11 protein-coding genes and 1 other annotated feature are annotated in these 12,487 nt (G+C 43.6%); of the genes, 9 read left to right on the top strand and 2 right to left on the bottom strand.

Annotated elements, in window-relative coordinates; translation table 11 throughout:
* The first annotated feature begins 13 nt into the window (after positions 1 to 13).
* From trmD to CXF86_RS03035, 8 genes are all read left to right on the top strand, one after another.
* Positions 14 to 760: a tRNA (guanosine(37)-N1)-methyltransferase TrmD gene (trmD, locus tag CXF86_RS03070; RefSeq protein WP_101090470.1), complete on the top strand. Its 747-nt coding sequence runs from the start codon at positions 14 to 16 to the stop codon at positions 758 to 760.
* A 36-nt stretch (positions 761 to 796) separates the two neighbouring features.
* On the top strand, positions 797 to 1,150 hold the full coding sequence (gene rplS, locus CXF86_RS03065) for a 50S ribosomal protein L19 (RefSeq protein WP_101090469.1): 354 nt from the start codon (positions 797 to 799) through the stop codon (positions 1,148 to 1,150).
* 390 nt (positions 1,151 to 1,540) lie between these two features.
* Positions 1,541 to 2,632, top strand: coding sequence for a 3-deoxy-7-phosphoheptulonate synthase (locus CXF86_RS03060; protein WP_101090468.1), 1,092 nt, complete (start codon positions 1,541 to 1,543; stop codon positions 2,630 to 2,632).
* Between the two features lie 14 nt (positions 2,633 to 2,646).
* On the top strand, positions 2,647 to 3,786 hold the full coding sequence (gene tyrA / locus CXF86_RS03055) for a bifunctional chorismate mutase/prephenate dehydrogenase (RefSeq protein ID WP_101090467.1): 1,140 nt from the start codon (positions 2,647 to 2,649) through the stop codon (positions 3,784 to 3,786).
* Between the two features lie 293 nt (positions 3,787 to 4,079).
* Positions 4,080 to 5,744 (top strand): hydroxylamine reductase, encoded by a 1,665-nt coding sequence (hcp, locus tag CXF86_RS03050; protein WP_101090466.1) that lies wholly within the window; start codon positions 4,080 to 4,082, stop codon positions 5,742 to 5,744.
* 95 nt (positions 5,745 to 5,839) lie between these two features.
* A complete protein-coding gene (locus CXF86_RS03045) occupies positions 5,840 to 6,937 on the top strand; it encodes an FAD-binding oxidoreductase (protein ID WP_101090465.1) in 1,098 nt (365 codons plus the stop codon).
* Between the two features lie 137 nt (positions 6,938 to 7,074).
* A complete protein-coding gene (locus CXF86_RS03040) occupies positions 7,075 to 7,413 on the top strand; it encodes a hypothetical protein (RefSeq protein ID WP_101090464.1) in 339 nt (112 codons plus the stop codon).
* A 44-nt stretch (positions 7,414 to 7,457) separates the two neighbouring features.
* A complete protein-coding gene (locus CXF86_RS03035; protein ID WP_101090463.1) occupies positions 7,458 to 8,744 on the top strand; it encodes a cation:proton antiporter in 1,287 nt (428 codons plus the stop codon).
* Between the two features lie 81 nt (positions 8,745 to 8,825).
* Here the strand turns inward: CXF86_RS03035 and pheA are convergent, their stop codons facing one another.
* Complete coding sequence (gene pheA / locus CXF86_RS03030) at positions 8,826 to 10,802, bottom strand: prephenate dehydratase (protein WP_102038311.1); 1,977 nt, start codon at positions 10,800 to 10,802, stop codon at positions 8,826 to 8,828.
* A gap of 33 nt (positions 10,803 to 10,835) precedes the next feature.
* Positions 10,836 to 10,956 (bottom strand) — a sequence feature (Phe leader region).
* A gap of 117 nt (positions 10,957 to 11,073) precedes the next feature.
* Positions 11,074 to 11,436 carry a ribosome hibernation-promoting factor, HPF/YfiA family gene (gene hpf / locus CXF86_RS03025; protein ID WP_101090461.1) on the bottom strand — a complete coding sequence of 121 codons (363 nt, stop codon included), beginning with the start codon at positions 11,434 to 11,436 and terminating at the stop codon, positions 11,074 to 11,076.
* A gap of 308 nt (positions 11,437 to 11,744) precedes the next feature.
* On the opposite strand from hpf, the gene CXF86_RS03020 reads away from it, so the two are divergent.
* The gene (locus CXF86_RS03020) at positions 11,745 to 12,422 is read left to right on the top strand and encodes a cytochrome b/b6 domain-containing protein (RefSeq protein WP_101090460.1); all 678 of its coding nucleotides are present in this window, start codon (positions 11,745 to 11,747) and stop codon (positions 12,420 to 12,422) included.
* The last annotated feature ends 65 nt before the right edge of the window (positions 12,423 to 12,487 follow it).

The raw sequence follows: 12,487 nt of genomic DNA, 5'->3' as shown, positions 1-12,487 counted from the left end.
CGAGGTACAGCAGATGTGGTTAGGGGTAGTAACCCTGTTTCCGGAGATGTTTCGTGCCGTAACAGACTTTGGCGTAACGGGTCGTGCAGTTAGCAAGGGTTTGCTAGAGATGCAAACGTGGAATCCTCGTGATTTCACCCATGATAAACATAATACAGTGGATGACCGCCCATACGGTGGTGGCCCTGGCATGTTAATGATGGTGCAACCTCTACGCGATGCCATCCATGCAGCAAAAGCTGCAGCTGGAAAAGAGGCAAAGGTGATCTACCTTTCTCCTCAAGGCCGTAAGCTTACACAGCAAGGCGTTGAAGAGTTAGCAAAGTCATCCAGTTTGATTTTAGTGTGTGGACGATACGAAGGTGTCGATGAACGCATTATTCAAACTGAAGTGGATGAAGAGTGGTCGATTGGAGATTACGTGCTTTCGGGCGGTGAAATACCAGCGATGACTTTGATTGATTCAGTATCGAGGCTGGTTCCTGGCGTGCTAGGAAAAAAGGCTTCGGCAGAGCAGGATTCCTTCTCTGACGGTTTACTGGATTGTCCCCACTATACGCGTCCTGAAAGTATGGATGGTCTGGATGTTCCAGCCGTATTGTTAAGTGGAAACCACGAACATATTAGACGCTGGCGTCTGCAACAAAGTCTCAGTAGAACTTTGTTAAGACGACCAGAATTACTTGAAAATCTAGCTCTGACTGGCGAACAAAAGCAGCTTTTAGCTGAATTTGTAGACAGCATCAAACAAGATGATTAGTCGAAGCGCAGTTATTACTAGAATGGAGTTTATTTAATGAATAACATCATCAAAATGCTCAACGAAGAGCAAATGAAAACCGACGTACCAGAATTTGGTGCCGGTGATACAGTAGTTGTTAAAGTACGTGTTGTAGAAGGCGGTAAAGAGCGTCTACAGGCGTTCGAAGGCGTTGTAATCGCTAAGCGTAATCGCGGCGTTCACTCTGCATTCACAGTACGTAAAATCTCTAATGGTGAAGGTGTTGAGCGTGCGTTCCAGACTCACAGCCCAATCATCTCTAGCATCGAAGTTAAGCGTCGCGGCCGTGTTCGTCGTGCTAAGCTTTACTATCTACGTGAACGTTCAGGTAAGTCTGCACGTATCCGTGAGAAGCTCGGAACTAAGTAATTTAGTCCCTAGTTATAAAAAAGATGCAGTGTTCGCACGAGAGACCGCCTATATGGCGGTTTTTTGTGAGCTGCGATTCAGTAAAAAGTCACTTTAGTTTACCTATTACACTTCATCTCCTACTCGCATAAATCTCTCTTCATATACTTGCACCTAGATTCCTCAGCTAATCTGTTTAATTAATTGAGCTTAGTAAAACCGGCTGTAAGCACAAAATTATTCATTTACTGCACTTGCTACTTGATCTTAATCAGACGGACAGGCATAGTGCTCTCAAGGTGTAATGGTGTAGCATTACGCAATTACGTATAATTTAGTAAGATTAACTGTTAATTGAGGCGACAATGCCGCAAATTATTAGCCAGTTAACACTTAAATCAGGTGATAAGCATGCAGCAAGATACGATAAATAATATCCATATTAGTTCAGAGAAAGTGTTGGTGACTCCAGAGGAGTTAAAGCGCGATCTCCCCTTGTCTGCTCATGCTAGCCAATATGTCCTTAAGGCCCGTAAAACGGTATCTGACATCGTGCATAAGCGAGATAATCGAGTCTTGGTGATCTCCGGACCTTGCTCTATTCACGATATCGATGCTGCGAAAGAGTACGCACTTAAGCTGAAAAAGCTACATGATGCGTTAGGCGACCAATTCTATGTGTTGATGCGCGTTTACTTCGAAAAGCCGCGTACTACCGTGGGCTGGAAAGGCATGATTAACGACCCTGATATGAATGAGTCGTTTAACGTTGATAAAGGATTACGTAAGGCACGCGAATTGATGATTTGGCTGGCTGAGCTTGGACTTCCTGTCGCCACTGAAGCGCTTGATCCCATTAGTCCACAGTACATGTCGGAACTGATCACTTGGTCAGCGATTGGAGCTCGTACCACTGAATCGCAGACTCACCGCGAGATGGCATCAGGACTCTCTATGCCTGTCGGCTTTAAAAATGGTACTGACGGAAAACTTGGAGTAGCAATCAATGCGCTTGAATCTGCTGCGAGTAGCCATCGTTTTATGGGGATTAACCAAAAAGGTCAAGTTGCCTTACTGCAAACGGCTGGCAATCCAGACGGTCATGTGATTTTACGCGGGGGTAAAGCGCCAAATTACGATGCGGATAGCGTCGCTGAGTGTGAGAAGCAACTGCATGCCGCTAAATTGAACGCGCGCCTAATTGTGGATTGCAGTCATGGTAATTCATCAAAAGATCACAACAAGCAAGTACCTGTGTGTGAAGATGTGTTCCGCCAAATCGTTAATGGTAACCAGTCTATTATTGGGGTGATGCTAGAGAGTCACCTTAATGCGGGTAAGCAAAGCAGCAACTTACCGTTAAACGAATTAGCTTATGGTGTCTCGGTGACAGATGCTTGTATCGATTGGCAATCAACAGAAGCATTATTACGCACTGGCGCTGCAGACTTAGCTTCAGTATTACCAACAAGGTTTGATATGCTGAACGTTGCGAACGGCTGATGGAAGAGAGAGTGATGAACGAGAAGACCACTGCAGAGCTTGAAAACCTGAGAGACTTAATTGATGGCGTTGACCAACAATTACTCCACCTGCTGAGAAAACGGTTAGATCTAGTGGCACAAGTGGGTGCTGTTAAGCACGGTGCTGGCCTCCCGATTTATGCTCCTCAACGTGAAGCGTCAATGCTGGCAAAGCGTCGCGGCGAAGCAAAAGCGATAAATGTAGAGCCACAGTTAATTGAAGATATTTTAAGGCGTCTAATGCGCGAGTCTTATCTTAACGAGAAGGACGTTGGATTTAAGCAGGTTAATCCTGATCTCGGCCATGTGGTGATTGTTGGCGGTGAAGGCAAGCTGGGCGGCTTATTTTCGCAAATGCTGACCCTGTCAGGATATGAAGTTAAATCTTTAGATAAAGATGATTGGGTTAATAGTCAGACGATTTTTGACGGAGCAGGGCTGGTTATTGTGACTGTGCCGATTAACATCACTTGTGAGTTGATTGCCAGCAAACTAACGCAATTACCAAGCCACTGTATTCTTGCTGACTTAACCTCGATTAAAACCGCACCTGTTGAAGCCATGTTAGCAGCGCACTCAGGCCCTGTTTTAGGCTTGCACCCGATGTTTGGGCCTGATGTGGGCAGTTTAGCAAAGCAGGTGGTCGTGGTGTGTCATGGCCGTGACCAATCTCAATACCAATGGTTGATCGAGCAGATTGAGATCTGGGGTGCGCGTATCGTTGAAGCCGAACCAGAGAAGCATGATAAAGCGATGCAACTCGTGCAGGCAATGCGACACTTCTCCTCTTTTGTTTACGGGCTTAACCTCTATAAAGAGGAGGCTGATATTGAATCTCTGCTGCAGTTTAGCTCACCAATATACCGTCTAGAGCTGGCTATGGTAGGGCGTTTATTTGCCCAGAGTCCTGAATTATATGCAGATATTATTTTTGCTCAAGAGGACAGTTTGGTGGCGATTAGCGATTACCTCGAAAACTACTCTCAAGCCTTGTCGGTATTAAAGTCAGGTAACCGAGAAGCGTTTGTTAAACAGTTCGAACAAGTGGCGCAGTGGTTTGGTGATTTTGCACCACAGTTCCAAAGAGAAAGTAGAGCGATGTTGCAATCGGTCAATGATATGAAAACCGATTAGGGTGATTTGAGCGGATGTCATATCAATATTAAAGGAGCTTAGGCTCCTTTTTTATGGTCAAAACCACCCCAAAAGCCAATGAGAATAAATAGCATTATCAGTGCGATTTTTAGCCCGTATCAATATCCTGCACATTTTGACCAATTAGTTAAAATTAGCGACAGCTTAAGGTGATCTCATTCATAGTTTTAACCATTAACCATAGAAAGTACTTTTGCAATTTCTTAATCGGCGTACACTAATTTCAAAAGATGCAATCTAAATGCATGTATTAGGTATTAGGAGTAAACGTCGTGTTTTGTATTCAATGTGAGCAAACAATTAGAACGCCTGCGGGCAATGGCTGTAGTTACACTCAAGGTATGTGTGGCAAGTCGTCAGATACATCTGATCTACAAGATCTTCTAATCTACATTCTTCAAGGCGTGTCAGCATATGCTGTACGTGCTCGTGAAGTCGGTGTTATCGATCACGAAATCGATACGTTTGTACCTAAGGCGTTTTTTGCAACGCTAACTAACGTTAACTTCGATGATGACCGTATTATTGGATACACCACGCAAGCAAACGCTTTCCGTAGCCGTTTACAAACAGCTTATGAAACTAAATGTGCTGAACTGAATATTGAAGCTAAAGCGCCAACGGCAACGATGCAGCTAGTATTAGGTGCTACTAAGCCAGAGATGCTATCTCAAGCTTCACAAGCTGCGCCTAACCGTGGAAAAGACGAAGTTCATGAAGACATCATGGGACTACGTTTACTTTGTTTATATGGCCTTAAAGGCGCTGCTGCATATATGGAGCATGCTCGAGTACTTGACCAAACCAACGATGAAGTTGCTGGTGAGTTCCACGAGATTATGGCATTCCTAGGTGAAGACTCTGTTGATGGTGACAAGCTGTTTGACACTGCGATGCAGATTGGTCAACTTAACTATCGCGTAATGGCGATGTTAGATGAAGGCGAAACTCACTCATTTGGTCATCCAGAGCCAACTCAAGTGAACACCAAATCTATAAAAGGTAAGGCTATCTTAGTGTCGGGTCATGACATGAAAGATCTAGAGCTTATCTTGCAACAAACTGAAGGTAAAGGCATTAACGTATTCACACACGGTGAAATGTTGCCTGCACTTGCTTACCCAGAACTTAAGAAATTCCCACACCTTGTCGGTAACTACGGCAGTGCATGGCAGAACCAGCAAAAAGAATTTTCAAACTTCCCTGGTGCTGTCGTAATGACGTCTAACTGCATAATCGATCCTAATGTGGGCGATTATTCAGACCGAATCTTCACCCGTAGCATTGTGGGTTGGCCTGGTGTTAGTCATATTGTTGGTGACGATTTTAGTGCTGTTATTGCTAAAGCTGAGTCTTTAGAAGGCTTCGCCTATGATGAGATCCCCCATCTAATCACTATAGGTTTCGCTCGTAACGCACTTATGGCTGCAGCGCCTACAGTGATTGAGAATGTTAAGAGTGGTGCTATTAAGCATTTCTTCTTAGTCGGCGGTTGTGACGGCGACAAAGAAGAGCGTGGATACTTTACTGATATCGCGACTCAAGCGCCGGCTGATTCAGTCATCCTGACGCTAGGTTGTGGTAAGTATAAGTTCAACAAACTTGAGTTTGGTGACATCAACGGTATCCCTCGTCTATTGGACGTTGGCCAGTGTAACGATGCTTACTCGGCTATCCAACTTGCGATTGCGTTGTCTGAAGCATTTGAATGCGATATCAATGAATTGCCATTGACGCTAGTACTGTCTTGGTTTGAGCAAAAAGCGATTGTAGTGCTGCTTACTCTACTCTCACTGGGTGTAAAGGACATTTTGACTGGCCCTACAGCGCCAGCGTTCCTAACCGCAAACTTGGCTAATGTATTAGAAGAGAAGTTTGGACTGCGTACAACGACAACAGTTGAAGCGGATCTTAATCGCATTCTAAACGTAGCTTAAACGCCTGTTTAGTTGGTGATGAGTAAGTAATAATGGCCACTCATATGTGGCCATTTTTATGTCAGAAATATTTTTAACATCTAGGTTAGAGTGATATGGCTAATAATATAAATGTGCCGGCGACAGAGCAGTTTGAAGCTAAGCAGTGGCAAGCAGGCGAGCATCAGTTAGTGTGTGTTGAAAAGTGGAACGAGACTCACGATGTCGTTAGTTTTCGCTTTCAAGGTATCAAGCCGGTAAAGTTCCACTTTAAACCAGGACAATTTTTAACATTATTATTAGAGATTGATGGCGAGAAAATTGGTCGTAGCTATACGATAAGCTCATCACCTTCACGTCCATTTTCTGTGGTGCTGACGATCAAGCAGATCGATGGCGGCAAAGTGTCCAATTACTTGGCTAATAATTTAGACATTGGCCATGTTGTGCGTGCACTTGGGCCTGATGGCGCATTTAATCTTATTGATATCGAAGCTGAAAACTACCTGTTTTTAAGCGCAGGCTGCGGCATTACGCCGATGTACTCGATGTCTCGATGGTTAGCCGATACTCAAATTAGCCCTGATGTTTGTTTTTTACACAGCGCAAAATCAACTCAAGACCTTATTTTTAAAGATTCACTTGAGCAAATTGCCGAGCGCAGTCGTCAATTTAAGCTCAACTATATTTTAGAAAATGTTGACGCTGAGCCTTGTGCCCATGTTGACGCGCTGGCCGGCCGATTATCAGCCGATAACTTGCAACGCTTAGTGCCAGATTTTCAATCTAGAACCGTGTTTGTTTGTGGACCAGAGCAATACATGGCGGCGGTAAAAGCCTTGCTTGAATCACTTAATTTTAATATGGCGCAATTTCATCAAGAAAGTTTTGGTTCATTCAAAGGCGACTTAGGCGAGCTAGCAGCAGCAAAAGAGAGCACCTCGAGCGACGATGCGAGTGGCTTTATGCTGCGAGTTGGCGATAGAACACGCTCACTTACCAGCGGACAAACAATACTTGATGGCGTTGAAGCTGAGGGACTGCCTATCATTGCGGCTTGTCGCTCTGGTGTTTGCGGTGCTTGTAAATGTAAGGTCGTAGAAGGTGAAACTGAATCTTCTAGCCAAATGTCATTGACGTCAGATGAAATAGCACAAGGTTATGTTCTGGCTTGTTCAACGAAGTTGAAGTCAAATGTGACATTAGAGCTGTAGCTTTAGAGGCTATATTTTTTGTTAATAAATTTGAAATAAATCAGCGTGAAAGTTGCGTAACTCACCATGAGAAAGTAAGGTTAATGACAGGACGTGATGGAATTTGCGCCTGTCTTTTCTTTCTTGGCGGAGTGGCTATGACATCAACAACGCATTCTGAAGCTTTACCTCTAGAAGATAAAAGCCTTGCTCATATGCTGTATGGGCTTATGGCCTGCTTTCCTATTCTGTTACTCCCAGCTGCATTGAGTTTGTTTATTAACTTAAATCAGCGTCAAAACACCCTAAGTTCAGTCCTTGTGTCACATCTTAGATGGCAACGTTGGTCGATTATCTGCATGCTGCTGTTTATGTTAGTCGGCTACTTAAGCAATCAACCTTGGTTAAGTGCCACACTTTATGTCGCTGGTGCGGTTTGGTTTAGTGGTCGTATTTTTAAAGGCTGGCTAAGTTTAATCGAAGGTCGTTGTATTTAGTCCCCTCTTGAACCATTTTTCCGCTTACATTGACGAGTACTGCCGTGACTAGTTACGAAATCCTTTGCCTTTTATCTGCATTGTCATTAGTGGTATCGCTGATCTCTTCACGCTTACACCGCTGGCAAGATACCATCACTATTACAGCACTTGCGCTGCTTCTTAGCCTCCTAATATTGGCCGCAGGTAAGATTTTTGGAGTCTCTGTTTATTCGAGTTTAGTGACAGATCTTGAACAGTTGGACTTTAAAGCATTACTGTTAAACGGAATGTTAGGTTTTTTACTTTTTGCAGGCGCCTTACAAATTAAATTGAATGTGCTCAAACAGCAGAAATGGGAAATATTCATTCTGGCATTTATTGGTACCTTAATATCGACAGTGGTCATTGGCGGCGTGCTGTACATAGTCGCAGGCTTATTAGGTTTACCCCTTGCATTGAGTTATTGCTTATTATTTGGCGCGCTTATTTCTCCAACAGATCCAATCGCGGTATTAGCCATTATTAAGCAACTCGGCGCTCCAGAAGATATTGCTACCCAAGTTGAAGGTGAGTCATTATTTAATGATGGTATCGGTTTGGTTATCTTTGTTGCTATTTCACAAGTTGCCTTTTCTACTGAACCCTTAACGATGGCGGGTATTACAGGACTGTTTTTGCAGGAAGCGGTTGGTGGGGTACTGTATGGGACTTTGCTGGCGGGCGGATTACATTTAATGTTGAGCTTTGCGGAAGATCGCACGCAGTATTTATTGATGACACTGCTGATCCCTACTGCAGGGTATGTGGTTGCGGATATGATTGGTGTCTCAGGGCCTCTAGCGATGGTAACGGCTGGGATCATCGCGGGCAATATCAGCATACCTAAATTACTAAAAGAGTCCGAATGTGCAACGTTAGGGAGCTTTTGGGGGCTGATTGAATCTTTCTTCAACTCGCTATTATTCTTACTGTTGGGTCTGTTATTGCTGCTGATCAATTTTGACGCCGAACTTTGGTGGTTTATGTTGCTCTCAGTACCTATCGTATTATTAGGGCGTGCAGTCAGTATCTACTTACCCTATTTTGGCTTTCGTCATTTTAAGCGCTACAACTCTTATGCGGAGCGAGTTCTTATTTGGGGAGGGCTGCGGGGCGGTCTAGCCTTAGCGATGGCGATGAGCTTACCGACAGGGATAATGTTAGCCGATGGAAACGCTATCGATTTACGAGACTTATTAATGGTAATGACTTACGCGGTAGTGGTTTTTTCTATCTTGGTACAGGGAACGACAATCCCGAGCTTAATTGATAAGTGTAATGCTGAAGAGGCTGAGAAGGGGGCTGATTAATTAAAATAGCGTTTAATATAGAGTTTGATAACGACCGCCAATTGTTGCTGGCGGCCGCTCTATTAGGCTAATCGCTATAGATTATCGATATAAGTTGTTAAGGAGGTCATTAAGCAATGTTTGTTGCTCTTTACTCGTACCAACTTGTTCTATATTGGCAATATTAACGACGATACCATCACCACCCAATTGCTTAATGGCTTTGGTAAAACTGGGTAATTGTAGCGTATCAACTGCATAGCAAGGGTTGACTAACACTGGTAAATGACTGGCATTTTTTAGCTCAACCAAGGCGGCTAAATCGAGAGACGGCTTACCTGAATTGTTTAGTGTGCTGACACCCGACTCACACAATACCAGCTGCTGATTCCCTTGACTTAATACCACTTCTGCAGCATTAAGGAAGTCATCGACACTTGCCATGGTGTTACGCTCCAATATCACAGGCAGTAACAGTGAACCCAGTTGAGTTAATATGGCTTGGTTGTACATTTGTGTACCTGACAACATAATCACATCACCCAGCTGTGCAGCAATGGCTAAGTCAGTTTCATGTTCAACCATTAAGATACACACCAGCCCAAACTGATCCAATGTATGTTTGAACTTGTTGAGTGAGGTTAGCAAATCACTTTGCTGGCTCAATCCCTGGATCACAACGGCTTGAAAGCCAGATTCTTTGAGTGCTTTAGCACGCTGCTCAAATTGGCTGATTTCAAACGGCAATTGCAGTTGAGCAATCGCACCGGACTGATTATTACCTATGCTAAGTTGACCGCAGATTATTTCGGTCGCCGTTGTTTTATAAGCTTTACTGTAACGCTTCTGTTTACTGCTTGCAGAGCTTGGTGTCGTGATTGATTTAGAGGTGATTGGTTCAATCATCAACTGGCTATTGCTTAACTGCGTTGGATTGACCGTTTCGCATGGATAGCAACCTAGCACTTTGATAAATCTTGTGGTTCTTTCTAACTCTTTCAATGCAGCTTGCATAGGTTCACTAGAAAGATTGGCGTCGATATCAAGGTAGAACATCTCCTCCCAAGGAGTACCTGGGATAGGGCGAGATTCAAGCTTACTCATATTCAGATTTCTGGCTTTTAAAACGAGTAGCGCTTCAACCAAGGCACCAGGCTTTTGCCCTGTGGCCATAATGAGTGTGCATTTTGCGGGTAGCTGTTCGGGCACATCAACTGCTTTTCGTGCGACCACAATAAAACGGCTTTGGTTAATTTTTTGATTGGCTAAACCGGTATCGATAGCTTCGAGTTGGTATAACGCGCCGCCTTCACTGCTGCCAATCGCCGCAACACTATTACTCTCTGCGTTGCACACCATCTGCATCGCTTCGGCACTGCTTGAGCAATACTCTAACTTGAAGTCACCATGTTGGCTTAGATATCGACTGCACTGGCTGATCGGCTGTGGGTGAGCATAAACCGTTTTAATATCATTGATATTACTGCCGCTATTAGCCAATAAACAGTGACCCACTTCGATTGTGGTTTCACCGACAATCGCGAGGCTTGTATGTTGCAGTACATCATAAACTTCGTTGATTGAGCCTGATGAGGTGTTTTCAATCGGTAAGAAACCATAATCAGCATGGCCTGATTCAACAGCTTGAACAATCTCATCAAAGCTTTGGCAACCCAAGTCTTGCATTTCGACCTGGCGTCTGTCGCAATAACGGCTGGCGGCTAGGTATGAATAAGAGCCCCGGGCGCCAAGGTAGGCGACACAATACTGCTGTTGCTGTGTTTCAGGGTTCGCACGGCCATGGAGGTAGGCTTGTTGGTTAAGTACAGAGTCTTCAATAATGCTTTGATATAACGAAATCACATAGTGTGCATCTAACCCCTGTTCTCTGCCTTGTTTAACGAGGCGTGCGAGCAGTTCTTTTTCACGGGTGGTATCACGTATAGGCCTTACATCCACTTCTTTACTGCGAGCAACATCTAAACTTAACTCTCGGCGTTTTGCCAATAAAGCCAAAAGGTCATTGTCGAGAGTCGTGATTTGCTCTCGAGTGTGGTTTAAAGGTTGTGGTTTGCTCATTTGGGCCTCTACATCTTATTTAGCGCGCTTAGAATTAAAAAAGCCTCCCATGTGGGAGGCTTTGGAATTTTTACTTTCGTTTTTACACCGAAATTCCGCCTCCGAGGGTGGGGGGCATAAAAAAGAAAGTAAAAAAGGCAGTCTGGATTTTTTTCATAGAATTAAACTAAAGCGGAGTCGGTTTTCTGTCAATCAAAACTTAGTCAATTTGAAAATTTTGTAATAAAAAGCGCACTCGAGGTGCGCTTTTGGACAAAAATTAATAATAATATCAAGCTGCGTATTCCTCCTCATGGCTGTAGTCAAAGCCGTCATCGATCGCATCATCTTCTCTTTTAAGTGTGGCGTGACGTTGGCTTTCTGGTTTATGTGTTAGGCGATTGAGCTGTTTCTCCAGCTTTTGTCCCATTGCAGTGATTGCTGCGTATAGGTCTTCATGTTTCGCCTGGGCAAATAACTTGGCATTTGGAATGCCGACGGTAGCTTCAATCTTAAAACCTTGTTTCTCCTGTATTATGATGACGTGTGGATTAATAAGCTGCACATCATGTCGTGCTAATTTCTCTAGTCTTGCCTCAATACGTTCGCGGATAGATTCAGTAACTTCAAAGTGCTTGCTAGTAATCTTTATCATATTTCGAACCTTTTGTTGTTTCCTTGAATTCAGACTAACAATCTGGCTAATGAAAGTTGTGATCTGAATCACGTTTTGTAGGGTCTCTGAATCTGTTCGCTTTTTATTTGATCACTTAGATAAATATAGTCAATAACTGCTAATATTTCCTTGAAAATACCAAAAAACAAGTTCATATTTGAATGGATAAGGGGCGACTGAATAGGCCCTTTTGTAAAAATCTTAGCGTTAATAACCCCATAGCTCTATCCACATTCCCAATATATAATGCTCACAAAAGACCAATTAATTAGTGAGAGTTATCATTCATGGCGCAAAACATTGTCAAAGTAAAAATATGGGACATTCCAACACGACTCTTTCATTGGGGAATGTTGTGTTTGCTTGGCGGTTTATGGTGGACGGCGGAATCGGGAGAAATGGAGTGGCATCAACTTCTGGCTTACTGCTTAATGATCTTGCTTGGAATGCGATTACTCTGGGGATTTATCGGTAGTGATACCGCTAAGTTTAGCCATTTTGTACACTCTCCTAAAACAGTCTTTAACTATTTGAAGAAAACTAAGCAGCATGGCATATCAGCTTCAATAGGGCATAACCCCATCGGAGGCTATATGGTTGTGGCGCTAATATCTCTAATGTGTCTTCAGTTATTCACTGGATTGTTTGCGACGGATGAAATATTTACAGAGGGTCCTTTGTACTCAACTGTGAGTGGTGATACTAGTTTATGGCTGACGTGGTTACATAAGAAGAATTTTGATTTGATATTAGTCTTGGCTGCTATTCATGTGTTGGCTGTTGGGGTGCATATGTTGAAAGGTGACAAGATCCTTGCAGCGATGTTTAGTGGCTATAAGCGTTTACCAGGAGAGCAAGAGCAGACATTAGCGTTTGCTTCTGTGCTCAAGGCATTTGCTATCGTAATAGTCATTGGCGCGCTAGTGGTTAACTATTTGATGCTACCAATTATCCAGATGCTGTAAACGTCACTGATGGACGAAAGCTTGATGTAGAATAAAAGAGCCAGCGGCTATTAGCGCTGGCTCAT

Origin of the sequence: Shewanella sp. GutCb, from assembly GCF_002836135.1 — a bacterium.
Taxonomy (GTDB): domain Bacteria; phylum Pseudomonadota; class Gammaproteobacteria; order Enterobacterales; family Shewanellaceae; genus Shewanella.
Note: the sequence above shows the minus strand (reverse complement) of the source record. Positions and strands in the feature narration are given on the sequence as shown.

Excerpts from the sequence above, each read along its gene's own strand:
- trmD (WP_101090470.1), top strand. The coding sequence starts at position 14 with ATGTGGTTAGGGGTAGTAACCCTGTTTCCGGAGATGTTTCGTGCCGTA.
- rplS (WP_101090469.1), top strand. The coding sequence starts at position 797 with ATGAATAACATCATCAAAATGCTCAACGAAGAGCAAATGAAAACCGAC.
- CXF86_RS03060 (WP_101090468.1), top strand. The coding sequence starts at position 1,541 with ATGCAGCAAGATACGATAAATAATATCCATATTAGTTCAGAGAAAGTG.
- tyrA (WP_101090467.1), top strand. The coding sequence starts at position 2,647 with ATGAACGAGAAGACCACTGCAGAGCTTGAAAACCTGAGAGACTTAATT.
- CXF86_RS03045 (WP_101090465.1), top strand. The coding sequence starts at position 5,840 with ATGGCTAATAATATAAATGTGCCGGCGACAGAGCAGTTTGAAGCTAAG.
- CXF86_RS03040 (WP_101090464.1), top strand. The coding sequence starts at position 7,075 with ATGACATCAACAACGCATTCTGAAGCTTTACCTCTAGAAGATAAAAGC.
- pheA (WP_102038311.1), bottom strand. The coding sequence starts at position 10,802 with ATGAGCAAACCACAACCTTTAAACCACACTCGAGAGCAAATCACGACT.
- hpf (WP_101090461.1), bottom strand. The coding sequence starts at position 11,436 with ATGATAAAGATTACTAGCAAGCACTTTGAAGTTACTGAATCTATCCGC.
- CXF86_RS03020 (WP_101090460.1), top strand. The coding sequence starts at position 11,745 with ATGGCGCAAAACATTGTCAAAGTAAAAATATGGGACATTCCAACACGA.